The sequence below is a fragment of the Acaryochloris sp. 'Moss Beach' genome, assembly GCF_021497025.1.
Lineage (GTDB): Bacteria > Cyanobacteriota > Cyanobacteriia > Thermosynechococcales > Thermosynechococcaceae > Acaryochloris > Acaryochloris marina_A.
Window position 1 is genome coordinate 195031 of sequence record NZ_CP071719.1, and the last position, 24521, is coordinate 219551.

At 49.3% G+C, this 24521-nt stretch carries 17 protein-coding genes and 3 pseudogenes; 12 read left to right on the forward strand and 8 right to left on the reverse strand.

All coding sequences use genetic code 11. The annotated features are described in order from the left end of the window. The first annotated feature begins 116 nt into the window (after positions 1-116). From HRE53_RS29435 to HRE53_RS29445, 3 genes are all read left to right on the forward strand, one after another. Complete coding sequence (locus HRE53_RS29435; protein ID WP_235111800.1) at positions 117-1274, forward strand: ATP-dependent 6-phosphofructokinase; 1158 nt, start codon at positions 117-119, stop codon at positions 1272-1274. An 89-nt stretch (positions 1275-1363) separates the two neighbouring features. After that, a complete protein-coding gene (gene hypD, locus HRE53_RS29440; protein WP_212667107.1) occupies positions 1364-2479 on the forward strand; it encodes a hydrogenase formation protein HypD in 1116 nt (371 codons plus the stop codon). A 125-nt stretch (positions 2480-2604) separates the two neighbouring features. Continuing rightward, a complete protein-coding gene (locus HRE53_RS29445; RefSeq protein ID WP_212667106.1) occupies positions 2605-2853 on the forward strand; it encodes a hypothetical protein in 249 nt (82 codons plus the stop codon). 147 nt (positions 2854-3000) lie between these two features. On the opposite strand, the gene HRE53_RS29450 is transcribed toward HRE53_RS29445, so the two are convergent. From HRE53_RS29450 to HRE53_RS34715, 5 genes and pseudogenes are all read right to left on the reverse strand, one after another. Then, a complete protein-coding gene (locus tag HRE53_RS29450; protein ID WP_212667105.1) occupies positions 3001-5430 on the reverse strand; it encodes an acyl-CoA dehydrogenase in 2430 nt (809 codons plus the stop codon). Between the two features lie 40 nt (positions 5431-5470). Further along, positions 5471-6652, reverse strand: coding sequence for a thiolase family protein (locus HRE53_RS29455; RefSeq protein WP_212667104.1), 1182 nt, complete (start codon positions 6650-6652; stop codon positions 5471-5473). 41 nt (positions 6653-6693) lie between these two features. Continuing rightward, a pseudogene (locus tag HRE53_RS29460) lies at positions 6694-9079 on the reverse strand (3-hydroxyacyl-CoA dehydrogenase/enoyl-CoA hydratase family protein). A gap of 37 nt (positions 9080-9116) precedes the next feature. Further along, positions 9117-10388 carry a long-chain fatty acid--CoA ligase gene (locus HRE53_RS34710; RefSeq protein WP_255801568.1) on the reverse strand — a complete coding sequence of 424 codons (1272 nt, stop codon included), beginning with the start codon at positions 10386-10388 and terminating at the stop codon, positions 9117-9119. Positions 10389-10404: 16 nt separating this feature from the next. Then, a complete protein-coding gene (locus HRE53_RS34715; RefSeq protein ID WP_255801569.1) occupies positions 10405-11160 on the reverse strand; it encodes an AMP-binding protein in 756 nt (251 codons plus the stop codon). Between the two features lie 283 nt (positions 11161-11443). On the opposite strand from HRE53_RS34715, the gene HRE53_RS29470 reads away from it, so the two are divergent. Beyond that, positions 11444-11584: a ribbon-helix-helix protein, CopG family gene (locus HRE53_RS29470; protein WP_235111804.1), complete on the forward strand. Its 141-nt coding sequence runs from the start codon at positions 11444-11446 to the stop codon at positions 11582-11584. On the opposite strand, the gene HRE53_RS29475 is transcribed toward HRE53_RS29470, so the two are convergent. The 3 genes and pseudogenes from HRE53_RS29475 to HRE53_RS29485 all read right to left on the reverse strand — a co-directional run bounded on the left by HRE53_RS29475 (position 11550) and on the right by HRE53_RS29485 (position 14947). After that, on the reverse strand, positions 11550-12452 hold the full coding sequence (locus HRE53_RS29475) for an alpha/beta hydrolase (protein WP_235111805.1): 903 nt from the start codon (positions 12450-12452) through the stop codon (positions 11550-11552). The genes HRE53_RS29470 and HRE53_RS29475 overlap by 35 nt on opposite strands. Before the next feature lie 349 nt (positions 12453-12801). Beyond that, the gene (locus HRE53_RS29480) at positions 12802-13287 is read right to left on the reverse strand and encodes an Hsp20/alpha crystallin family protein (protein WP_212667135.1); all 486 of its coding nucleotides are present in this window, start codon (positions 13285-13287) and stop codon (positions 12802-12804) included. A 240-nt stretch (positions 13288-13527) separates the two neighbouring features. Continuing rightward, positions 13528-14947, reverse strand: a pseudogene (locus HRE53_RS29485) (IS4 family transposase). A 32-nt stretch (positions 14948-14979) separates the two neighbouring features. On the opposite strand from HRE53_RS29485, the pseudogene HRE53_RS29490 reads away from it, so the two are divergent. The 8 genes and pseudogenes from HRE53_RS29490 to HRE53_RS29525 all read left to right on the forward strand — a co-directional run. Next, a pseudogene (locus HRE53_RS29490) lies at positions 14980-15189 on the forward strand (alcohol dehydrogenase catalytic domain-containing protein); the annotation flags it as partial. Between the two features lie 148 nt (positions 15190-15337). Continuing rightward, positions 15338-16099, forward strand: coding sequence for an ABC transporter ATP-binding protein (locus HRE53_RS29495; RefSeq protein ID WP_212667099.1), 762 nt, complete (start codon positions 15338-15340; stop codon positions 16097-16099). Beyond that, complete coding sequence (locus HRE53_RS29500) at positions 16093-18456, forward strand: ABC transporter permease (protein WP_235111807.1); 2364 nt, start codon at positions 16093-16095, stop codon at positions 18454-18456. The genes HRE53_RS29495 and HRE53_RS29500 overlap by 7 nt, the downstream gene beginning before the upstream one ends. 77 nt (positions 18457-18533) lie before the next feature. Next, positions 18534-19961 (forward strand): efflux RND transporter periplasmic adaptor subunit, encoded by a 1428-nt coding sequence (locus tag HRE53_RS29505; protein WP_235111809.1) that lies wholly within the window; start codon positions 18534-18536, stop codon positions 19959-19961. A gap of 61 nt (positions 19962-20022) precedes the next feature. Continuing rightward, a complete protein-coding gene (locus HRE53_RS29510; protein ID WP_235111811.1) occupies positions 20023-20457 on the forward strand; it encodes a hypothetical protein in 435 nt (144 codons plus the stop codon). A gap of 25 nt (positions 20458-20482) precedes the next feature. Continuing rightward, complete coding sequence (locus HRE53_RS29515; RefSeq protein WP_212667132.1) at positions 20483-20923, forward strand: hypothetical protein; 441 nt, start codon at positions 20483-20485, stop codon at positions 20921-20923. 32 nt (positions 20924-20955) lie between these two features. Next, a complete protein-coding gene (gene hypE, locus HRE53_RS29520) occupies positions 20956-22068 on the forward strand; it encodes a hydrogenase expression/formation protein HypE (protein WP_235111813.1) in 1113 nt (370 codons plus the stop codon). 218 nt (positions 22069-22286) lie between these two features. Next, positions 22287-24512, forward strand: coding sequence for a PAS domain-containing hybrid sensor histidine kinase/response regulator (locus HRE53_RS29525; RefSeq protein ID WP_235111815.1), 2226 nt, complete (start codon positions 22287-22289; stop codon positions 24510-24512). Positions 24513-24521: the final 9 nt, after the last annotated feature.

A 24521-nucleotide genomic window follows, 5' to 3' on the forward strand; every position in this document is an offset into this window, starting at 1 on the left:
GAGACACTCAAGCTAAACGATCTAAATTTTGATTGAGACGGTTACCGGACCCTTCAGAATTTATCTCTTTCTGATCAGTCTGTTCTTTTTGTGAACCCCTTGTTATATCCAGTTCTATGGACCCAGCTAAACGGATCGGTATCCTCACCAGCGGTGGTGACTGCCCTGGGCTTAACGCCATTATTCGGGCAGTTATTAAATGTGCGACTCACAAAGGTTGGGAGGTGTTTGGCATTCCCTATGGCACCCAAGGCCTTATTAATCTTGAATTAGGACACTGTACTCCTGAAGACCTGAGATTAACAGAGCATGGATATGATGTTCCAGGATTGTTAGGGGGATTAGATATTTTACAATTCCTCAGTGGCAGTATCTTGGGAGCATTAAACAAAGGCAATCCGAGTGATCCTGCGATCGCACAGGAAATTTTGCAGGGTTTTCAGCGTTTGAATTTGGACTCTCTGATTGCCATTGGTGGAGATGGGAGTTTGGATATTATTGACGACCTTGCCCAAAAAGGGCAGTGGCGGTGGGTGGCCATTCCAAAAACCATCGATAATGATGTGCCCTTTACAGAAATTTCATTGGGGTTTGATACGGCTGTTAATACCGTTACGAGATCACTCTACGATCTCACCTTCACAGCAGCGAGCCATGATCGAATTATGGTCGTTCAGGTGATGGGGCGTGATGCCGGATATTTGGCGTTACATTCAGGTATCGCAGGGGGCGCAGATGTAATTTTAATACCGGAGTTAACCCCATGCTTGAGCCCATCCGTGATTGACCAAGTGTGTCGTCAAATTGCTTTGCTCCAACAAGGCGGTCGGCGTTTCGCTCTAGTTGTGATTGCTGAAGGGGTGCGCAGACCCAATGGGCAAAAAGTTGCAAGCATTTGCGAGTATTTAGCTCAACAGATTCAGGTGCAAAGTAAAACATTATGTTCGTCTGGTCATCCTCAGTTTTGTAATCTGCAAGAGGTAGATTGTCGTGCAATCGTTTTGGGGCATATCCAGCGGAGTGGGGTGCCCACAGCCTTTGATCGTCTCTTAGCAGCTCGCTTTGGCCGGGAAGCCGTTGACCTGATTTCTCAGCAATATTTCAACCGTCTTGTGGTTTGGGAAAATGGCGAAGTTGCAAGTAAGCCCTTAAGGAACGTTATCCCCAGAATTAAGGAATGTCATCGAGAGAAAAAGTGTCCAGATCCAGTTAATCCACAAGGGCGATTGGTCCAGACGGCTAAAGAATTAGGGATTTATATTGGAGCAAAATAGCGAGATATATCGAGACCTTTTTAAGACTGAGATGGGGATTGATCTGAGATCGGGAGCGTTGGAGGTAGGGCTGTAAGGAAGATTGGAATATGAAGTTTGTAGATGAGTATCGAGATCCTGGATTGGTCAAGTCTTGGGTGCGCGAGATTGATCATCTGGTAACTCGGCCTTGGACCATTATGGAAATTTGTGGTGGGCAAACTCATACGATTGTGAAGCATGGGATTGATCAACTGTTACCCAGGGCAATCACCTTGGTTCATGGACCGGGGTGTCCCGTCTGCGTGACACCAGTAGCGTTAATTAATGATGCAATTACACTGGCCAAAACCCCTGGAGTGATGCTCTGTTCCTTTGGGGATATGTTGCGAGTACCCGGAACAAAGGGTGATCTGTTATCAGCAAAGGCACAAGGCGGAGTGGTACGGATGGTGTATTCCTCCCTAGATGCCCTGAAGTTAGCTCAAGCCAATCCAGACCAGCAGATTGTGTTCTTTGCGGTGGGGTTTGAGACAACGGTACCAGCGACAGCGATGGCGGTATATCAAGCCCATCGACAAGGGATATCTAATTTTTCAGTACTCGTGGCCCATGTCTTGGTCCCACCAGCGATGAAAGCCATTTTGTCTGCACCAGACTGTTCTGTACAGGGATTTCTAGCAGCTGGGCATGTGTGTATGGTGATGGGGTATGCAACCTATGAGGAGATCGCAACCCAGTATCACACTCCAATTGTGGTGACGGGATTTGAACCCGTGGACATTCTGCAAGGTATTTACCACTGCCTCCAACAACTGGAGGTTGGAAAAGCAGTGGTGGAGAATCAATATCCTCGGGTGGTTCAATCCAAGGGAAATTCGGAGGCTCAGCAACTGATGGCAGAGGTTTTTGAACCGAGTGATCGTCAGTGGCGGGGGCTAACCACCATTCCCAATAGTGGTTTGAAGTTGCGCCCCCAGTATGCCTATCGGGATGCCCAGGCCCTTTTACCCCAAAATTCCAGTGTTTCAGTTTGCGTTGATACTAAATCTGAGATCAATTGCATCAGCGACCAGATTCTGCAAGGGTTTCTAAAGCCACCCGATTGCCCTGCTTTTGGTCACCAATGCACCCCAGAGCACCCGCTTGGTGCCCCTATGGTGTCTTCCGAAGGTGCTTGTGCAGCCTACTATCGATATCGTCAATTTAGGGGTGAAGTCAGTTAGCTTTGCTGCATCACTTAACTCATAAGATCTTCAGCATTGCTTCGTATTCTGAAGTTAGAGGGAATCTCAGCTGTTCAGAAGTATGATTTTGATTATCGTTGAGAACTTATATTACAAGTTGAAGGATGTTGGTTCTGCCTAAATCAGGGGGTGACCAATACCCTCAACGACAGGAGGTATTGATGATGATGCCGACAGAAAAGCCCTCCAATTCAAAACGGGCAAGCGCTAAATCCAAGAAATCGAAGCATCGACGACGCAAAGAAATATACTTACCAAGGGGGGGCAATATTGGTGTTCCTAAACAGCTATTGCGATCTCGTTCTCCAGCACCTAACCATGAAAAATTAAAGGACTGGGAAGCAGCATCTTAGCGAATGATTTACACTGACTTCAGATTTTTCAAGACTTCTTGGACACTAATTTAAGCTGAATTACGCGTAGTGGAACATCAATAACGCCAATAGTCGTTAAAGTGATGTCCTGGGTCATTCGCCTCTAGGCTGACCTTACATCGGAACTCATACGTAGCGAATCTGCGATATCCGTTTTTTCTGCTGATACTCCTCTAAGGTGAATGAGTCCACTTGAATCGTATGGCTACGTGAGATTTCTGCTTGTTGGAGAGAGGTGGCTTCTTGAAGATTAATTATTCCTTTTTCAAGGGCTTCATCAACCAGCTTCGATGGTTTGGATGGAGGAAGCCGCCCTCCTGCTATGGCGTTCTTGATGGTTTTAAGGATAGGGGCTGTCTGCACCGATAAGCGTAAAGCTTCTTCGAGGTGCCCTACCGCTTCCTCAGTGTGATTGGGAAGATAAATATTACGAGTGAGTCGATCCCTTTCTGGTCCAGGTATCAGTAAAATCTGAGTAGCCTGGTGCCCCAATTCATCAGATGGCACGGTTCCAAGAGGACTCAGTCGCCACATCCCTAAAATAGGTTGGCGCAGGCCAGCACTTAGGATCGGAAGATTAGAGACGACTCCTTCAACTGCCTGTTGAATTTGAGCAAAGGCATACTGCATCGACCAATGCACTAAGGGTAAATCTTTCACCTGTTGTCCTTCAGCTTCAAAGCGTCGGAGTGTTGCTGACCCCAGATACATCCAGGCAAGCATGTCTGCAAAGCGCCCAGTTAGATTTTCTCGACGCTTTAAAGCCCCCCCCAATGACAGCATGGCTAAATCACTGAGGTTAGCAAAGGTCGCTGCGGCCCAGGCTAACTTGTGGTAGTAAATAGCCGTTTCGCCTTGTACGGGAGAACGAGTGAGCCGCCCCCGCGTCAGGCATAACAGGCCAGCCCGTACACCGTTACGGACGATAAGGCCAAGATGAGACCAGAAAGCCTGATCAAAGGCAGCTACATCCGACTGCTCTATGGCTAAAATCTCATCGTAAATATAAGGATGACTGCGAATCGTACCCTGGCCAAATATCATTAATGATCGCGTCAGAATATTGGCCCCTTCCACGGTAATGGCAATCGGTATGGCCGTGTAGATATTGGCTAGTAGGTTCCGAGGCCCGCGACAAATCCCGGCTCCCCCCAGAATATCCATACCATCTAGGACGACGCGACGGGCCAGTTCGGTGGTTTGGGATTTTGCAATTGCGGATATCACCGCAGGCTGTTCGCCTTGATCGACTGCGCCACAGGTATAGAGGCGGACCGCATCAATCATATAAGTGAATCCCCCAATCCGGGCTAGGGGTTCTTCAACCCCTTCAAAACGGCTAATGGATAAACCAAACTGTTTGCGGACTACAGCATGGGCACCCGCTACGCGAGCCACCAGTTTAGTCACCCCCGTACAGGTGGCCGGGAAGCTAATCCCACGCCCCGCTGCCAGAGTTTGCATGATCATTTTCCAACCCTGACCTGCTTGTTCAATGCCACCCATGATCTGTCCAATCGGAACCATGACGTCGTGGCCTTCTAACGGTGAGTTATAGAAGGGAACGCCCATGGGATCGTGGCGACGGTTATGAATGACGCCGGGTGTTTCGGTCGGTATCAGAGCACAGGTAATGCCAGGGTGTTCCCCTTTACCCAGAAGATTGTCAGGGTCGTGAAGTTGGAAGGCCAGGCCCAGGAGGGTTGCGATGGCACCCAGGGTAATATAGCGTTTGTTCCAATTGAGTTTGAGGTAGAGCTGACCATCATCTCCCTTAAACACCACACCACTAGACGTAATGCTGGCCGCATCTGATCCGGCTTTGGGTTCCGTGAGGGCAAAGCAGGGGATATCTTCACCACTCGCTAAGCGAGGTAAATATTGATTTTTCTGTTCCTTGGTGCCATAGCGAAGTAGAAGCTTAGCAGGCCCCAAGGAGTTAGTGACGCCAACCGTTGCCACATGGGTAAAGGAGCGGGAGGCCAGTTTGGCCATTACGGCGCTATAGGCCAGATTTGAGAAGCCTAGCCCTCCGTATTCTTCGGGAATCATCATGCCAAAGAACCGCTCTTGTTTGAGATAAGTCCAGACATCGGGCGGGAGATCCTGGCGTTGATAGATTTCCCAGTCACTGGCCATCCGGCAGACTTGTTCAACGGGGCCATCCAAAAAAGCTTGAATCTCCGGGTTAAGTTGGGGATAGGGTTCGCTGAGGATGCGTTCAAAATTGGGTTTTCCAGTGAAAAATTCACCATCGACCCAGACATTTCCCGCTTCGATCGCAGCCTGCTCTGTTGAAGAAATTTTTGGAAACAGCTGCAGTGATTGAAGGAGTTTGACGACAGCAGAAGTGAGCAACAAGCGGCGTAAAAGGGGCCAGTTGATCACCACTGCCAGACCGATCAGGGGGCTCCAAATCCAAATAGACGGTTGGAGTGTGCCAATGCCTACTGCAACGTAAAGAGTCCAAATCCATAGGGGAACACCAAGGTATCCCAGGAGAATGAAGACAAACAGCAGAACCAGAGTTGTTATGGGGGAGATGAGGAGTGTCATGGGCTGTTCTCCTATGTGAGGTACAAAAAAGGGAGAGACGTTAAAGCATCAAGTTTTCAAAGACACCTGCAGCACCCATGCCACCCCCAACACACATGGTCACCAGTCCATAGCGAATGCCCCGACGCTTCATCTCGTGCAGTAGGGTGGCAGTCAATTTTGCTCCTGTGCAGCCCAATGGGTGACCAAGGGCGATCGCACCACCATTCACATTGACAATGCCTTCATCCAAACCCAGCTTTCGCATAACTGCTAAAGCCTGGGCCGCAAAGGCTTCATTCAACTCAATCAAACCGATATCGCTGAGAGATAATCCCACCTGCTTCAGCACCTTGGGCACTGCTTCCACTGGACCCATACCCATCAGTTCCGGTGGTACCCCCACCACGGAGTAGCCCAGCATTCGGCCTAGTGGTGCAAGGGCAAGCTCTCTGAGCTTACGCTCACTCATCACAACCGTTGCTGCTGCCCCATCCGACATTTGGGAAGACGTGCCTGCCGTAACGGTACCCTCGACCTTAAAGACAGGTTTGAGCTGAGCTAAGGCTTCAAGGCTGGTGTCAGCACGAGGGCCTTCATCTACGTCGAACCTGGTTTGAGTGGTTTGAGATTGTCCCTCTACTAAAGTGGTTTCCTTGACCATAAAGGGAATAACCTCGTCTTTAAACCGTCCCTTCTCAAGGGCAGCCAGGGCTTTGAGATGCGATTGCAACGCAAAAACATCCTGATCATGCCTAGAAATTTGGAATTCTTCTGCCACATTTTCTGCTGTTAGTCCCATCGAAAGATAAGCTTCAGGAACTTCAGACAGCAAGACTGGATTAGGCGTTAGGTAATGTCCCCCCATCGGAATCAGACTCATAGATTCGGCCCCCCCAGCCACGATCACCTCTGCCTGACCTGTCATGATTGCTTGGGTTGCCATGGCAATGGTTTGTAAACCCGATGAACAAAAACGGTTCACTGTACAACCAGCAGTGGAGTGAGGAAGACCCGCCCGCAGGGCAATCACGCGCCCCAAGTTGAACCCCTGCTCGGCTTCAGGGAAGGAACAACCGAATATCAGATCCTCGACTTGATCGAACTCAAGTTTGGGAACATTATCGAGTGCGCCCTTAACAGCAGCGGCACCCAAATCATCGGGTCGACTATTCCGCAAAGTACCTCGGGGGGATTTTCCAACAGCAGTGCGAACGCTACTGACGATATATGCGTTATTCATGTCATTGACCTCGTCTTTTGTGAGGGTTAAGGTGGAACCTACTAATTTCGTAGAGGCTTTTTAGTTCTCAACGTATGCATAATCCGTTCCTGAGTTTTTTGCTTTGTAAACAGGGGTAAAAACATGTCGCGTTCTAGTCCCAGTAGGTAATCATCGGAGACTAACGTTGGTGCTGACAGATCCCCCCCTGTGATGACAAAGGCCAATCGGTTTGCAAGAAAGCGATCATATTCAGAGATATAGCCTCCCTGTCCCATCAGATAGGCCGCTGCTTCAAACATGGCACGGGCCGGTTGGCCCAACACCTTGATCGCATTGCGTTTGGGTGGCGGAACATAGCCCTCACCAGCTAGGCGAAGCACTTCTTCCTTGGCTACGAAGAGACGACGATTGCTATTCATGACAATCTGGGCAGTAGGCGGTAAATATCCCCACTCTTGAGCTTCATAGGCGCTGCCAGCTACCTTCGCCATCCCTATATGCTCAAAAGCCTGTTTTAAAAACGGCTGAATATCGCTGGGGGAATCACTGGCAGCATGCTCAGCAGCCCAGTTAGCCATGGTCATAATGCCGCCTGCACCAGGAATGAGCCCCACACTCAGTTCCACCAAACCAATGTAGGTTTCAGCCGCTGCCACCACGTGGGGAGAGGCCATCACCAATTCGCAGCCACCCCCTAAGATTCGCCCCCGAATAGCTGCCACAATTGGCTTGGGGAAGTAGTGAATTCGCAGCATCAGAGCCTGAAACTGATCGAGGAGATGGGCAATTGCACCATGCTCACAATCTGTGAAGACATTGACCTTGTCTTGGTGTGAGAACTTGATCATGTCTGCCAGGTTAGCCCCGGCAGAAAAATGCTCCCCATCATTTCCAATGACTAGACCGCGATAGTCCCCAACTTCGACGATGTCCAATGCTTCTGAGAAACCATCCACCACAACCTGTCCAAGGGTATTCCCCTTCGAACGAAACTCAAATAGGGCAACGCGATCCCCCATATCAATCAGCGCGGCTTCAGCACTTGACCACAGCGTGTGCCTCGGATCAGTCTTAATCTGAGCAACAGTCAGTTCATCCCGTGGTGTTTCTGTTGGATGGTAGCCATGTAGGGGTTGGTAGACAAACGCTGCTCTATGTTCGCTAGCCCTTTGATAGAAGCGGTCAATGCCTGCAAGCTGCATGGACTCAATCCAGCTGGGCACCGTCATCCCAGACTCTTGCATATCTTTCAGGACTCTAGCAAAGCCAAGTTCCTGCCAAATTTCAAAAGGGCCGAGCTGCCAGCCAAATCCCCAACGCATGGCTTGATCAATGTTGAGGGGGCTATCGGCAATTTCAGGAATCCGATGGGCACTGTAACTTAAGATTCTCAGTATCGTTTGCCGAAACAATGTTCCCGCTCGACCGTCATCTTGATAGAGTTTTCGCAAACGTTCAGGAAGAGATTTAATTTTAGCAATGGCTTTCCAGTTCCCTAGATGCATGGACTGAGCCTTTTCGTATGCTAGTGTCTGCGGGTTGACGGAGAGAATATTTTTACCCACTTTTTGATAAAAGCCCCGACCCATTTTGGCCCCTAGTTGTCCTGCCTCTACTAAGCGTCTCAGAATCCCTGGCACCTGAAAAACATCACGACTTTCATCGTCAGGGATGGCAGGATATAGATTTTCAGCCACATACAGTAACGTATCGAGACCCACAATATCTGCCGTGCGGAAAGTTGCAGATTTGGGACGCCCCGTCAACGTCCCCGTGAGAGTATCAATCTCTTCAATGGTGTATCCCTGTTCTGTAAAGGCTTGGATACCGAGCATACTGATAAAAACGCCAATTCGATTGCCGATAAAGTTGGGGGTGTCCTTCGCGACTACCACCCCTTTACCTAGATAGAGATGTCCAAACCACTTTAGTTGATCCACAATTTGTGGATCCGTTTCAGCAGTAGGAATCAGTTCCAACAGCTTCAGGTAGCGCGGGGGGATTGAAGAAGTGTGTTCCCAGAAATCGCTGCCGGAAAGCATCAGAGCAATCTGCAGTGATCGCTTGAATAGACAACCCACTCGTATTCGTTGACACCACTGCATCATCGCGAATGTGACCCTCTAAACGAGCCATCAGCTGTTGCTTAACCTCTAGCTTCTCGACTACAGCCTCAATCACCCAATCCACATGGGTTAAGCGATGCCAGTCATCGTCAAAATTACCCAGAATAATGCGGCAGGCTGTTTTTTCAGTAAAGAAAATCGGAGGCTTTTGCTGGAGCCCTCTCTGGAAAGCAGCTTCAACAATCGCGTTTTTATGGACTCCAGGTGCAGGCAGATCTAAGAGATAAACCACCAAGCCTGCATTAGCGAGGTGGGCCGCAATTTGAGTGCCCATCACACCTGCACCGAGAATAGCAGCGGTCCGAAATGGTTTCAACATAACAACAAACCTCAATAAATTCAGCAGGAATGAAGCCCTAAGAAGCTTCCAACGTCAGCGATGCAGATGCTGGTAGGATAGGGGAAGTAACTGACTGGATCCTAGAAGGCACAACCGTGCTATACAGATCCTCAATCTCTTCAGCGAAGGCTGTGCAGGTTGATTCCCGATCGAGTCGTCGGGAGGGTGTCAGTAATCCATGGGTAACGGTGAGTGTTTCAAGTATTAGGCGAATGCGTTTTATCCTTGACCACGCCGGGAGTTTCTGATTAGCCGCATCGATCAGTAACTGATATTCAGCAACAATCTGCGGATGGTCTACGATCTCGTTAAGGGGAAGATGTAACCCCAGCTTCTTGGCCAATCTTTGCAGTCTCCGTCGATTGGGAAAAATGAGCAGACCACAGTAAGGGCGCTGATTACCCACAGCCAAAGCCCAATCCACTAACGGGGATTGAACAAGATGATGCTCAATGCGCTCAGGGGCTACATACTTACCGGTTGATAGTTTAAAGAGACTTTTTTTCTGGCCGGTAATGGTCAAGAATCCATCATCAGTTATCTCTCCATAGTCGCCAGTATGGAACCAGCCCTTCGCGTCAATGGCTTCTTGGGTTGCAACTGGATTATTGTAATAGCCTTTCATCACGTAGGGGGCTTTGGCCAAGATTTCGTCATCGGGTGCGATCTCAATTTCAACACCAGGGATAGGCACCCCTACTGTTCCAGCTCGATTCAGTTCCCCTCGATTCACGCACAGCACAGCACTCGTTTGAGTGAGACCATACCCTTGAAGGACTGGAATTCCGGCAGCAGAGAAGACCGTGGCTAACTCTGGTTTGAGGGCAGCACCGCCACAAAGGAGGAACCTGAGACGCCCCCCAAATCCTTGACGCCATTGGCGATACACGAACTGATCGGCTAGTTTTAGCTGCAAGGTATAGAGCCCGTGAGACTGACGTCCCAGCTGGTATCGCTGAGCTAGATCGATCGCCCACTTGAGGATTATCTGTTTGAAACGGGGCAATGGTTGGCCTCGCTCCTGAATCTTTTGATAGACCTTTTCTAAAAGACGCGGCACTGTGGATAAAATGGTAGGCTGGATTTCCCGTAAATGTTTAACGATCCGCTGGGGCGTCGTGAAATAAATCGTATGACCATAACTCAGATGCCCGTACAGCATTACTCGAGCAAAAACGTGGGTGAGCGGCAGAAAAGAAAGGACCGTTTCCTGGGGACCGGTTCGAAGACCCGGCATAATGCTAAACGCTGCCAGCGCATTCCCTGCCAGATTTTCATGGGTAAGCATGACCCCTTTTGGAAGTTCACACAGGTAGGGGGGCACCGTGCTGTAGTCGCTGTCTAAGGGCCGTCACTGCCTGAAAGATAGGCAATACCTGGCTTCTAAATGCCTGACAACGTCCCGTCGCACCAGCAACATAGACAATCGTGGCCACATCTTCAGGTGAAATCTCGGCCCTTAAATTCTTCCGGGATTGATCTGACCATTGCTCTATCCCCCACGCCCGCACGGTAGACAAAGAAATTAGCTGGATACTCTCTGGAATATCGACGCGAAGTTTTGTTAAAGCATCCTCAGTAGTCGAAGAGTTAAGGCCATTAGCAATAAAAACAAATTTCAGAGTAGATACTTCATGTAGGCAAGGGGCAACTTGCTTCAACACCTGCAGATCAGACAACATCAGGGCTGTTGCACCACTGTGCTGCAAAATAAACACCATGTTTTCGGGTGTTTCACCCATATAAACAGGGACGTTGATCAGGCGTGCCAGCAAGCTGCCCATATCGGCTAGGCAGAAGTTGACATCACTGTGCATCAGTAAGGCAATGCGATCGCCCGTCTCTAGCCCAAGTTCTTTTAGGCCCAAAGCGATTTCCTCTGTGGTTGTACAGAACGCCCGTGATGAGACGGGTTCCCAGCCTTCTCTCGTCCAATGATTAAATGCCTGGGCGTTCGGATGGCTCTTGCAGGCTTCATCGAGCAGTGATGGTAGGGTTCGCCCTAAGACCTCATGCTCGGGCTGCGGGGGTGGGCAGTAAATCTCGTTGGGTGTAAACATGATCCGCTTGAGCCACTACTTGCGACTCTCTTCCACAAACGGTGCTAGGTCTCCTCAACCATTCCGCGCTTTCATTGATGTGAGATGGCTTCTGGCAAAGCTACGCGATCTAATTTCTTATTTCTACAACAATAAGGAGCATTAGCGATGCCGAAGCACTGCTTGAATAATTTTGAATAGCATCAATACAGCGTGGTCATTGAATTGGAACCTTAAAAGATGCTCAGTAGCGTTGAATGACAATTTTTAAGGTACAATCGCAGTATAGCATATATCTATACATATGGCCCAGAATCAGCTTTGCATAAGAATTCCAGAGTATGAACTAAAAATATTGGACCGCTATGCGAAAAAAACACATCGGACCAAGACCGATATCATTCGTGAATTCATTCGCTCTTTGGAAGAGACCACAAAAGGCTGACTATACTAAGCTGTCGTTCCTTGGTCTTCTGAAAGGTTGTGAGCTGCTGACGAAGCCATTGGCTTATATCAGCGAGTACTGTTTGGGCATCCAGATCAGCGTGTAAGTCGTGAAAGGCTCCTGGATATTCTAGATGTTGTTTAGTCTTGCTACCGACCTTTTGAAAAAAGGCTATGCTCTCGGTGAGAGAAGCGGTCTGATCGTTGCTGCCATGGAGCATCAACAGCGGTAGACGGATATTTGTTGCCTGGGCTTGTAATTCGGCTTGAGTGCGGAGAAACTCAGTGGCTAACCGAGCTGTTCCTTGAGTGTGCTGCAGGGGATCCTGAGAATAGTCTAGAAGGATGGCTGGATCGCTAGAATTACTGGCTAGATCGATGCCCGTATTGAGAGAAAATCGAGGCCATAGCTGTGATAGAAGACTAGCGATTGCTAACTTCCAGGGTAAAACACCAACAGCTCCCATGGGTAGACCGGATACAATGATGCCCAACAGCTGATGGGAATAATGTAGGACGTAATCCAGAACAATTACACCGCCTAGACTATGTCCCCAGGCAAAGAGAGGAACGTTAGGCTGTTGGTACTCAACTAACTGCAGAAACATGTGAAAATCGGCTCTAAACTCTGACCAGTGGTTGATATAGCCTCGCTCTCCAGAAGAGCGACCATGCCCCCGTAGATCTAAGACATAGACCGCATAATCCTGAGGAACAAAGGTATTGACCGCATTTATAAAAGTACTGCCATGGCTACCGAGGCCGTGGATGATTGCCACCGCAGCTTGAGGAGGATGTTCGTGAAACCAAGCTCGATAGTAGAGCCTGTGCTGCTTTGCTCCGAACAAATAACCTGATTTAGTATTCATGTGAAAATTCCTGCCTTTATGCGTCAATAACACCATCCATTTAAGGCTGCAGGAAAAGGCCAAGTTTGCGCTTAGCAAGAGACCTGTAAGATAGTGCCATTTTAGCGAATAGCTTATGGAGCACCTTAGAACAAGGTATGAACTATGTCGAAAAAGGTGTCAGGAACATCAGAGTCGGACATAGCCAAGTACTTCTCATGACTGGTTCGCAATACCTCACGGTTTTTTTCTCGGGGCTAGAGCATGGGTCACAAGACAGTGATCTGTAAATTAATCCAGCAATTAGCACTGTGATCGCATCTTCATATTCAAGGTGCGATCACAGCCTCACGAAACAGTAATTAAGAATCTAGCTAATTGCTACTTTAACGGACTTTTTCATATCCTCCTCAGACTTCGCTAAGGTGAGACTCAAGACCCCATTGTTGAATTCTGCTTGAACGTTATCGGTCTTAATGGGGCTGGGCATGGGGATAACGCGTTCAAATTTTCCATAGTGGAATTCAGATCGAACGGTCCCTTCTGACTCTGCTTCAATTTCAGTCTTGCGTTCTCCTCGGATGAAAACGGCATCTTTGGTGACTTCAATGTCAAGATCCTTAGCATCAAGACCAGGAAGTTCAAATTTGAGATGGATTTCTTGATCGGTTTCGTCCATTTCCGCAGATGGCATAAAGGTAAGACTCTTTTCTCCATCCCCTTTAGAAATTGGCATTAACCGTCCAAACATCCGATCCATCTCTCGTTGCCAGCTTTCCAGTTCTTGAAAAGGTTCCCAACCTAATGGATACATGCGTTCAAAACTACGGAACGGATCACGAAGGACAATAGACATCATTACGCCTCCTCGCTGTCACAACTGGTTTGGGATGCTCCCCACAGAAGTTTTATAAAGCACCGTTATGTTTGAAATGGTTGGGGAGTCATCTCCTTCTACTTTGACTTTAAGAAATAAACTTGATGAATTTGTGAGGAGATCCCCTGCCCCAAAAGTATTGAGCGATCTACATCTAGCCTTGGAGGAATCAGCAATGCGAGCAATGCAACTAGATCAATGGCACTGAGATAAGCTTAATCAAGCAGCCAGATTGGCTTTGAGGACAGAGCGCGGTTGTCGCATTCTGGGGAAGGGCTTAGGTCTTCGTTTAACGACCCTGGGTTCGAGCCGATGGGGTCGAACAGGCAGAAGGTCAGTAGCAATATTTTCAAGCAGATGAGCATACAACCGTTGACGTATCGCTTGTGTCGCCGTTGCTAACAAAACCAGCATCTGATTAAAGTGTTGTCGAGCCCCTTGTAAAGAGAGTCGAGAGCGGTCATATTCTGCCCATGGGGCAGCCTGTTCCATGAGACTTCTCAATAAGTTGTAGCCTAGCAAATGAGACCAAATATCCTTGCGCACCATTTCAGGTGTCTTTGCCGTGAGCATTTCCATCTTTAAGGTGGTTTTGAGGTGTCTCAAATTGACTTCAGCCGCCTGCCATCGCCATCCGTACAAGCGAGTCAATTGTTTAGCACTATAGCGCTGAGCATCCAGTAAAGTCGTGACGACGATAATGAACTGGTCTCGAAAGCCTCGACGCGATAGACGTAGCGATACCTCCCTGACTGTCAATGTTTTGGGAATCTCTGCAAACTCCGTTGCACTCATGTGGGCGGGACACCGTGTGGGCTTTTGCCATTGAACTTGGTGGTCTCCTATCCCGTTCTTACGTCCTTTACGGAAGTCTGTATGACGGGCATGATGTTTACGTAAAACCCCATCGGCTCCTTGTTGTTGAATCAGGGCTAGAGCAACATAGCTGCCATAGGCTTGATCTGCTATGGCCACATCATCAACCTCCAGATCCTCATAAAGCAGCCGACTGATGACGATTTCACTCATGCTCCAGGGGGCAATGCAGGCTGAGACCACTGCCCCTGTGATTAAGCAAAAAACACCACTAAACGGGCAATGGGGAATCCACAGCCAGGAGCCTGATTGCCATGTTGAGGATACTCCCCTTGGTTCGCCGCACTATCAGCCATCAGCACTGTCGTGCCGTCATAGACTTTCACTGTTCGATTACACCAGTGGTGTTCTTGGGGAATGCTTTGCTCTATGTGATTAGCAGTTTCGGGAATTAACCGTTGCAGCAGGGACTCAGGTAATCTTCCTCGGGCTTTACTGTAGGCTCCTGTATCTGATGATGGGGGGTTGGATTCCTGCGGCAGTGAGCCAGGTGGTGATGCATTTGACCGTGTTGCGCAAGCTTTTGTCTGCAGATAATGCTTGGTAGAGCATGGCCCACAACGTAACGATGGGCGTATACACACGGTTGCGATAAGAGATTGATTCCTCTGCTAGGATGTCGGTCAGCATTGAAGCAGGAAGAATATCCGTCCAGGGCAATCCCAGGCTTTGGGAAAACTGGTGCTTGAGAATTTCGGCTGACTCAGACATAGTAGAAGGCAGATTATTGATGGATTGCAAGTCTTGATTCTATATCTATCAAGACTTACAGCCCTTTTCTACTTTCTTAAGTCAGTGACATTGATGCAACTAGATGCCCCTGGTCAACTTCTCCAGTGTATAGAACGCCCCATTCCCAACCCCAATTCTCACCAACTTCTATTGCAGGTTCATGTTTGTGAGGTTTGTCGAACCGATTTACATATTGTTGATGGCGAGCTGCCAGACCCAAAACTACCACTTATTTTGGGACATCAAATTGTGGGCACAGTGATTGAACTGGGTATTCATTGAGAAAGTTGTGAGCGTCCTTGCTACTTCACAAGTTTCTCAAGCTTGGAAACTAAGTTCAAACTAATGTGCCAAAGAGTTTTTACGTGCCGAACCGGGGAGATTACGGAAATAAGTCTTGTCGTGACGATGGTTTTAGCCCATGTCTCAGCCTTCACAAATCTCTAACAACAAAGGCAATTCCAGGATAACTCTCGCCAGTCCGAGTCTTTTTCAGGTGAGGGGTGTGACCAAAACCTATGTGATGGGAGAGGTGACGGTTGAGGCTCTCAGATCGGTGGATTTGGAGCTTTTTACCGGTGAATTTATCGTTTTACTCGGTCCTTCTGGCAGCGGAAAATCCACTCTGCTCAATATTCTCGGGGGATTAGATGTTCCTTCCAGTGGACAGGTGATATTTCAGGGGCAAGATCTAACCGCCGCTAGTGATCGCACTCTCACTCGCTTTCGTCGCCAGAGTGTGGGTTTTGTTTTTCAGTTCTATAACCTGATTCCTAGTCTTACTGCTCGGGAGAATGTCGCTCTCGTTACCGAGATAGCTCCCCAGCCCATGCATCCCCGCGAAGCGCTAGAACGGGTTCATCTCGGTGATCGGATCAATCACTTTCCGGCTCAACTATCCGGTGGAGAACAGCAGCGGGTTGCGATCGCACGAGCGATTGCCAAACGCCCCCAAGTGCTTCTCTGCGATGAACCCACGGGAGCCTTAGATTACCAAACCGGTAAGCTTGTCCTGGAAGCCCTCGCCCAAGTCAATCGAGAGTTAGGGACAACGACAGCTGTCATTACCCACAATGCTGGGATTGCCGCCATGGCCGATCGGGTGATTACCATGCGGAGTGGCGAGATAGTGGCTGTTCGAGAGAATGAACACAAATTGAAACCGGGAGAGTTGGAGTGGTAGCCCTTGACCAAAAACTCCTTCGAGATCTCCGTCATCTCCGTGGACAGGTAATTGCGATCGCCTTGATCGTCGCCTGTGGGATTGCTTGTTTGGTGACCATGCTGAGTGCCTACGATTCCCTGCAGCTTTCACAGCAGACCTACTATGATCGCTATCAATTTGCGGATGTGTTTGCACAGCTGAAGCGGGCACCGGATTCCCTGATAGAGCGGATTGCTGAACTACCAGGTGTGCAACAAGTGCAGACACGGGTGGTCGTGGATGTGAATTTAGATGTGCCCTCCCTGCCGGAACCAGCAACCGGTCGGTTGATTGCCATTCCTGAGCAGCGGACCCCGATGTTAAACGATCTGTTCATTCGTCAAGGCCAATATATTGAGCCTGGACGACGAGATCAGGTTTTAGTCAGTGAGGTGTTTGCGCAAGCAAATCATTTGGAGCTGGGGGATACCCTGGGCGCCGTGATCAACGAACGGTGGCAGCAATTACGGATTGTCGGAATTGCCCTGTCGCCAGAATATGTTTATGAAATTAGGGGAGTGGAGCTGTTCCCAGACAATCAGCGCTTTGGGGTGATCTGGATGGGGCGTGAAGCGTTGGCAACAGCCTTTGATCTGGATGGAGCGTTTAATGATGTCGCCCTGTCTTTGATGCCAGGCACTAATCCAGCCAGTGTCATTTTTCGGCTTGATCAGGTATTGAAACCCTATGGAGGACTGGGGGCATACGAACGGGCTGATCAGATATCCCATCAGTTTATCAACAGCGAAATCGAGAGCTTGGCCGCCACAGCGGTGATGGTGCCCTTCGTCTTTCTGGGGATTGCAGCGTTTTTGCTGAATCTTGTGCTCGCTCGACTAGTGAGTACCCAGCGAGATCAAATTGCCGTTTTGAAAGCCTTTGGTTACGACAATCTTGCTGTGGGTTGGCATTACTTAAAGCTCGTCTTGGTGATTACGCTGCTTGGAGCTGGGTTAGGGACCATTGTTGGCATGGGTTTGGGGGCCGTTATTACTGAGAACTATGCCCGCTTCTATCACTTTCCGGTGCTGCGGTATCACGCCAGCCTTCAGATCATGATTACTGCCATTGTCGTGAGTGGAGGGGCGGCTGTACTGGGGACTTTCACGGCAGTGAAACAGGCAGTCTCTTTACCACCTGCAGAGGCCATGCGGCCCGAGCCTCCAGCCTCTTTTCGACGGACGATTCTAGAGCGGTTAGGCATGCAACAGTTTATCCCGCCTGTGGGGCAGATTATTCTGCGGAATCTAGAACGACGATCGCTACAAGCGAGTCTTTCCATTCTGGGAATTGCTGCTGCAGTGGCCATCCTCGTCATTGGTCGCTATTTCGAGGATGCCACCACCTACATGGTCGAAGCCCAGTTTCGGCAGGTGCAGCGAGAAGATGTCACCCTCGTATTTAATGAACCGCTGTCCGGTCGGGCCCGTTATGAATTAACCCATTTACCGGGAGTCATGCAAGCTGAGCCCTTCCGAGCCGTGCCTGCTCGCTTACGATTTCAGCATCAAACCCACCTGAGTGGGTTGACAGGATTGGAGCCTCAAGGGGAATTACGTCGTCTATTAGACCAAGACTTCTACCCTGTCCCTCTCCCTGACCAGGGTGTGGTCTTAACCACAAAGTTGGCTGAGATCCTAGGCGTCACGCTCGGTGACCCGCTGACGGTGGAAGTATTAGAGGGAGAACGTCCCACCCGGACAGTGCCAGTAGTGGGGTTCGTCGATGAATTGATTGGTTTGGGGGCTTATATGGATATTTATGCCCTCAATCAGTTAATGCGAGAAGGGCCAACACTATCAGGGGCTTACCTAACCGTGGATGCCCACCACTCGGAGCAGCTCTATACCCAACTTAAACAAACCCCTGCTGTGGCTAGCGTAGCCTTGCGGGAACGGGTGATTACTGAGTTTGAAAAGACCATTGGTGGCAGTTTTGCAATATTTACGACTGTGTTAGTTATTTTTTCAAGTGTGATTGCCTTTGGGGTGGTCTATAACGTTGCCCGGATTGCACTGTCGGAGCGCGACCGCGAACTTGCAACCTTACGTATCATTGGGTTTACCCAAGGAGAAATTGCCGTCATCTTGCTCGGTGAGCAAGCCATTGTCACCGTTGTGGCGATTCCCTTCGGCTTTGCCTTGGGATTTGGCTTAGCGGCTCTGATTACTCGGGCCTATGACTGGGAATTATTTCGGTTCCCCTTAATTGTCACGCCCGCTAGCTACGCCTTTGCCTTTGTCATTATTTTTCTAGCAGCTCTGGGTTCTGGCGGATTGATTCGTCGTCAGCTCAATCATCTGGACTTAATTGCTGTGCTCAAAACCCGCGAATAAGGAGGAAGATCCGATGCAACACAAACAACATCGCCCCCTTAATCCCGTGGTTGCGCAAGCCGCAACAAAAGCCCACGGTGCCCTCCCCCCCTTACCCGTCAGATGATGGGCATTCTCCCCCTTCAACCAAACTTAAATCCCAAACCCCAAATCCCAAAACGCGCCTGCCTTCCTGGAAGCATCTCCCCCGTCGCCTTCCCTATTGGCTGTTGGGATTGGGCGTTGCGACCCTCGTGGCCCTTGCCTTTCGACCCACGCCAATTGCAGTGGATTTAGGCCAAGTTCAACGCGGTCAGCTCCAAGTCACCGTTGATGCTGAGGGCAAAACGAGGGTGCAAAATCGCTTTACGATTGCAGCACCTGTGGCGGGACGTCTGGCTCGCATTGGCCTGGATCCAGGCGATCCAGTTCAGCCCGGAGCCATCGTGGCTCGGATAGATCCCCTTCCGCTGACGACCAAGGTCGAAGAAACCCAAGCGCACTTGCGAGAACTGCGGGCGCAACTGGCAGGGGTAGAGACCCAACGCCCTAAATCCGCAGCCTTAGCTCAAGCCCAAGCTCAGGTTCGAGCTGCGATCGCTACCCAACAACAAGCAGAGGCTCGGCTAGCGGATGCCAAAGCGACCTTAGCTCAAGCCATTCGAGATCGCAAACGTACCCAGGACTTGGAAGTAGCTGGGGCCCAAACTCGAAAGGTCCGTGAGGATGCTGAGTTAGCGGCAACCCAACGGCAGCAAGAATTGGAAGTGGCTAACAAACAAGTCCAAGGTGCGATCTCAACTGTTGCTGCCGCTCAAAAAGCGTTTTCTGTCTTAAAGGCCGAACAGCAAGATCCCGATTATTTATTAGATGTCTATCGAGCCCAAATTTCCAGTACAGAATCCACCTTGGTTAACCTTGCGGATGAAGCACGTCGAACCGTTGTTCGAGCCCCCGTTGGAGGCAATGTCTTTCGCGTGATGCAAGAAAGTGCGCGCTTTATTTCAGCCGGTGAACCTCTCCTAGAGTTGGGAGATGCCAAACAATTGGAACTGGTAATTGATGTCCTCTCCACGGATGCCGTTAAAGTCAAACCCGGTGCTACTATTCAAATTGACCATTGGGGTGACCCCCACCCCCTCCAAGCCCGAGTGCGCTATGTTGAGCCCTCAGCCTTTACAGAAGTGTCTGCTTTGGGAGTAGAGGAACAACGCGTCAACGTTATTGCTGATTTTATTTCCCCTCCTCTATCCCTGGGGGATGGCTATCGGGTCGAAGCTCGTATTGTTGTCTGGGAGGATAAGGATACTCTCAAGGTGCCCCTAAGTGCATTATTTAGATGTGAGAATCAGAAATGGTGTACCTTTGTGGCGGAACAGGGAAAGGCCCAGCGACGTCAAGTGGTGATCAGCCAACGTAGTCAGCTTGAAGCTGCAGTGAAGAAAGGACTAAAAGTTGGGGAACAAGTCATCCTTCATCCCACGGAGCAGATCGAGGCGAACCAACGCATTCATAGTAGAAGCTAGCGTTTCCCTCACGACTTCTTCAAGGGAATTTTATACCTTTGAAATAGAGTTTTTCAGCGTTATGTTCAACCCTGAAGCGCTGCCTTATCTAGGAATCAATGAAGTCATGGAATATCTCTACTTCTTTGATAATGCCAGTCTGACGATCCAGGTGATCGAGTATCTGCAGCAATGCAGAGGGTTGTCGTTAGACGTTGTAACCGTTATTTATTTGTCCGGTGGATGGTTGATGCGGATCAAGTTCAAAGAACGGCTCGATCCCAAAACAGCAATGAACCTTCGGGCCGTCATGGATGAGTTTGGATATACTTGTATGCCTTCCCCAGCGATGATGGCTGCGTTGAAAAGTCTGATGGATGGGCAAACACCAGCAGCCGTGATGCAGCGTTATCGCATTGCCGTCGTTACCCATGGTCAACCGAGTCGAGAAGAGATTGAAGCCTTTCAACAGCAGTTTATCCTACGGTCAGGCACTTATCCCAAAAGTCTGCGGTAGGAAACATGAGGGAGGAAACAGTGTGATGGTAAATATTAAGCTCAATCAATACCCAGAACCATTTCAGCCAGTCACGGATCCTTGGCAGGGTGCCCTGGCGCAACCGATACCCCAGCACCCATCTGAGACGCTGACCTTTTCATTGGGATTACCGCCAATTCTGAGCCCGGTTAGCATTCCTGATGCTGCGGCTTTATCGGCTGGTATGCGTAAGAAAAGCCCTACGGTACAATTTTTACTTCGATGGGGTTTGAAACTTTCCCCCACCGATCATTCGGTTGCTGGACTCCGGGATGCCTTGGCCCTTCTCATGTGGCAGGCATCCATCTGCCAACTCTCTCAAATACTGATTGAAGAGGAGTTGAGACTCAACGTGTTTGGCCAGGATAAGCTCAAGACCCAAATCCAAAAGGCCCTAGCACTCCTCTTTTGGCTGGGACAAGGCGATGCGATGATGCCCGCCTAGCCTGTTCTTGTTACAACTACTGGAAATCGCCCATGCCAATCGATTCGATCTCTTGCCCGATTCCCATTGAGCAATATCCCCAAGTTTTGTTAGCTCATGGTGGAGGGGGGAAGCTGATGCATCAGCTGATTGAGCAGATGTTTGGGTGTCTGTTCCAATCGGAATATCGTCACCACCATGATGCTGCGGCCCTCGATTTTCCACCGGGGCGACTTGCGTTGACGACCGACTCCTATGTGGTCCATCCCCTATTTTTCCCAGGAGGGGATATTGGTTCGCTAGCGGTCTACGGCACCGTGAATGATCTGGCAATGGCAGGGGCTCGTCCCCTTTACCTCAGCACCAGCTTTATTCTGGAAGAGGGACTGCCCATGACGACCCTTTGGCAAGTGGTGCAATCCATGCAACAGGCCGCCCACCAAGCTGATGTCCAGATCGTCACGGGCGATACAAAAGTAGTGGAACGAGGCAAAGGGGACGGTGTGTTCATTAATACGGCAGGGGTGGGGGTAATTGAACACCTCCAGACTATCCATCCTCAATCGATCCAGCCAGGTGATCTTGTCATCCTGAATGGTGACTTAGGCCGTCATGGTATGGCTGTTTTGGCGGAACGAGAAGGATTGGAATTTGAGAGTGAAATCAAGAGCGATTCAGCTCCCCTGAATCATGTGGTGTTGGATCTAATCGCCCATGGTGTTGAGCTGCACTGTATGCGGGATTTAACCCGAGGGGGATTAGCGAGTGCCTTAAATGAGATCGCTTTGGCGGCTCGGGTTACGATGACCTCCGGTCGGTCTTTGGCCATCACACTGGATGAAACCTGTATTCCCATCCGAGAAGACGTCCAGGGTGCCTGTGAAATTCTAGGCTTTGATCCCTTGTATGTGGCAAATGAAGGTCGTTTCATCGCCTTCGTGCCACCACAATCTGTAGATTTAGCCCTTGCCAGACTGAATGCCCCACTATCCTTCCCCTTATCTGGGCAGAGCAATACCAATCCTCAAATGAAACATCGGTATCCAGCACGGGTGATTGGTCAAGTCACAACAGCCGCATTCCCTCGGGTGACCCTAACCAACCGAATTGGTGTGGAGAGAATCGTTAATTTCTTAAGTGGGGAGCAACTCCCTCGAATTTGCTAGGTGATTGAGCCGAGTTAACACAGAGTATTAAAACAATCGAATATTCCTCTCTCGGAAGCCATTCGTTTTTAGTATTGGTCCTATGATTAAACACAAGTGGTTTTTGTCTATCGAAGTCAGGCAAGTTAGATGGGGGACTCACCGTCAAAAGGTCCCATGACTGGATTAAGGCCACTGTGGATGGTTCATGTTCTCTCTATTGATCCTGCATTAGAGTTATGACTTCCCCAGGCTCATGTCAGCATCAATCCGACACGTTCGATAACTCTATCCAACGTCAACGCCTATTCCCCTTCTGGTCAGGTGGCGTTGCTATACTATTTCTTGCTTTTGGGTTGGAGTTGTTACCCCCCTTCGGTGCAGAGCCATCCACCCTATATCCTTTACTGATGCTCGGCGCAGTCCTGTCTGCCCATTGGCTTGGACTTTGGGGAGGCATATTCAGTTCCGGCGTCCTGTCTGCCTACACCCTCTATAAAATCCTAGTTATCTCAGATGCTATTACCCTCCAGGGAGCACTCAGCCTGAACCTTTTGGGAACGATTGCAGCAGCCTTATTAATTGGGGTCCGTCAAGACAATCACTTCAGTGAGCCATTGAACCAGGCTGTAGGGGACCTGCAGGTATCCAATCTGCAGGGTTCGGAAGCCATGTTATTAGGGATTCTCGATATTGCCAACGACCCCATTATCTCCGTGGATGCAAGCCAACGGATCAACCAGTTTAATAAAGGCGCTGAGAAAGTCTTTGGTTATCAGGCTGATGAAGTTCTAGGTCAATCGCTGGATCTCCTGTTACCCAAACGGGCAATATCTATTCATCACAAGCATATTCAAAAATTTGGTGCCTCTCGATCTACCGCCAGAATGATGGGGGATCGCAGCGAGGTTTTTGGTCGACGCAAGGACGGTACAGAATTTCCGGCGGAAGCTTCGATTTCGCAGTTACAGTTAGGAGACGAAAAAGTCTTCACTGCAATTTTACGGGATAGTAGCGATCGCAAAAGAGCAGAAACTGAGCTTCAGCAGGCCAAAGAAGCTGCTGAAGTGGCCAATCAGGCTAAGAGCGGTTTCTTGGCTAACATGAGCCATGAACTTCGGACTCCTCTCAATGCGATTCTGGGGTTTTCCCAATTGATGCATCGAGATCCTGCACTCACATCTGCTCAAAAAGAGCATCTCGACATCATTAACCGCAGTGGTGAGCACTTACTGGAATTGATTAATGACATTCTCGAAATGTCCAAAATCGAAGCCGGTCGAGTCACCCTTCATAAAACAAACTTCGATCTCTATGATCTCCTAGAAACCTTGATGCAAATGCTCGATTTGCGAGCAAAAACGAAGGGATTGCAACTCACTTATGATCTTGCGTCTGATATTCCCCAATTTGTTCGCACAGATGAAGGGAAACTCCGTCAAGTCTTGATTAATCTGCTAGGTAACGCCATTAAATTCACAGAATCAGGCCACGTTATTTTAAGGATTGATGCTGGGCAAGTTCAGACTCCAACAGAAGACAAAGCTCCTCAGTTATGTCTACTTTTTAAAATCGAAGATACGGGACCTGGAATTGACCCCAGTGAGATCAAACAGTTGTTTGCAGCTTTTACCCAAACTGAAACAGGCCGAAAGTCTCAGCAAGGGACTGGACTCGGCTTACCCATTAGCCACCGCTTTGTAAAGTTAATGGGAGGAGACCTTACCGTTAAGAGTGTTGTTGGGCAGGGAACGACATTTCAGTTTTATCTGCAAGTGACTTTGGGCAATGAGGTAGATCATAAACCTCAGCCGATGGCTCAACGCGTTATCGGACTTGCTCCAGACCAGCCAGCTTATCGGATCTTGATTGTTGAAGATCGGATGGAAAATCGCAAGCTGATGGTCAATCTTTTGCAACCCTTGGGATTTGAAGTCCGAGAAGCCGAAAATGGCAAAGTGGCCATAGAAGAATGTGACCGTTGGCGACCTCATCTGATCTGGATGGACATGCGAATGCCAGTGATGGACGGTTATGAGGCAACGCAATATATTAAAGCCCATATTAAAGGGCAAGCAACTGTAATCATTGCGCTCACCGCCAGTGCCCTTGACGAAGAGAGAGCCCAAATCCTCGCCACCGGATGTGATGATTTTGTTCGAAAACCTTTTCTTGAAGACACCATCTTCGAGAAGATGACCGAGTATCTGGGGGTTCGCTATATCTTTGAAAAGCCTCAACCCCTTTCACCGCAACCCGCAATGGAGGTGACCGCATCCCAACTATCCGTGATGCCGACAGAATGGCTTGCTGAACTACATCAAGCGGCAATGAGTGCGCGCAGCACACGAATTGAAACCCTCATTCAAGAGATTCCAGAAGAACATAGCATTCTCGCCGAAGGACTCACTGATTTGGTCAGTAATTTTAATTACGAAAAAATTCTAACTCTGACCCAACCCTGACTCCAGCCT

Excerpts from the sequence above, each read along its gene's own strand:
- HRE53_RS29525 (WP_235111815.1), top strand. The coding sequence starts at position 22,287 with ATGACTTCCCCAGGCTCATGTCAGCATCAATCCGACACGTTCGATAAC.
- HRE53_RS29475 (WP_235111805.1), bottom strand. The coding sequence starts at position 12,452 with ATGAATACTAAATCAGGTTATTTGTTCGGAGCAAAGCAGCACAGGCTC.
- hypE (WP_235111813.1), top strand. The coding sequence starts at position 20,956 with ATGCCAATCGATTCGATCTCTTGCCCGATTCCCATTGAGCAATATCCC.
- HRE53_RS29435 (WP_235111800.1), top strand. The coding sequence starts at position 117 with ATGGACCCAGCTAAACGGATCGGTATCCTCACCAGCGGTGGTGACTGC.
- HRE53_RS29495 (WP_212667099.1), top strand. The coding sequence starts at position 15,338 with ATGTCTCAGCCTTCACAAATCTCTAACAACAAAGGCAATTCCAGGATA.
- HRE53_RS34710 (WP_255801568.1), bottom strand. The coding sequence starts at position 10,388 with ATGCTTACCCATGAAAATCTGGCAGGGAATGCGCTGGCAGCGTTTAGC.
- HRE53_RS29450 (WP_212667105.1), bottom strand. The coding sequence starts at position 5,430 with ATGACACTCCTCATCTCCCCCATAACAACTCTGGTTCTGCTGTTTGTC.
- HRE53_RS29515 (WP_212667132.1), top strand. The coding sequence starts at position 20,483 with ATGGTAAATATTAAGCTCAATCAATACCCAGAACCATTTCAGCCAGTC.
- hypD (WP_212667107.1), top strand. The coding sequence starts at position 1,364 with ATGAAGTTTGTAGATGAGTATCGAGATCCTGGATTGGTCAAGTCTTGG.
- HRE53_RS34715 (WP_255801569.1), bottom strand. The coding sequence starts at position 11,160 with ATGTTTACACCCAACGAGATTTACTGCCCACCCCCGCAGCCCGAGCAT.
- HRE53_RS29510 (WP_235111811.1), top strand. The coding sequence starts at position 20,023 with ATGTTCAACCCTGAAGCGCTGCCTTATCTAGGAATCAATGAAGTCATG.
- HRE53_RS29470 (WP_235111804.1), top strand. The coding sequence starts at position 11,444 with ATGGCCCAGAATCAGCTTTGCATAAGAATTCCAGAGTATGAACTAAAA.
- HRE53_RS29480 (WP_212667135.1), bottom strand. The coding sequence starts at position 13,287 with ATGTCTATTGTCCTTCGTGATCCGTTCCGTAGTTTTGAACGCATGTAT.
- HRE53_RS29455 (WP_212667104.1), bottom strand. The coding sequence starts at position 6,652 with ATGAATAACGCATATATCGTCAGTAGCGTTCGCACTGCTGTTGGAAAA.
- HRE53_RS29445 (WP_212667106.1), top strand. The coding sequence starts at position 2,605 with ATGTTGGTTCTGCCTAAATCAGGGGGTGACCAATACCCTCAACGACAG.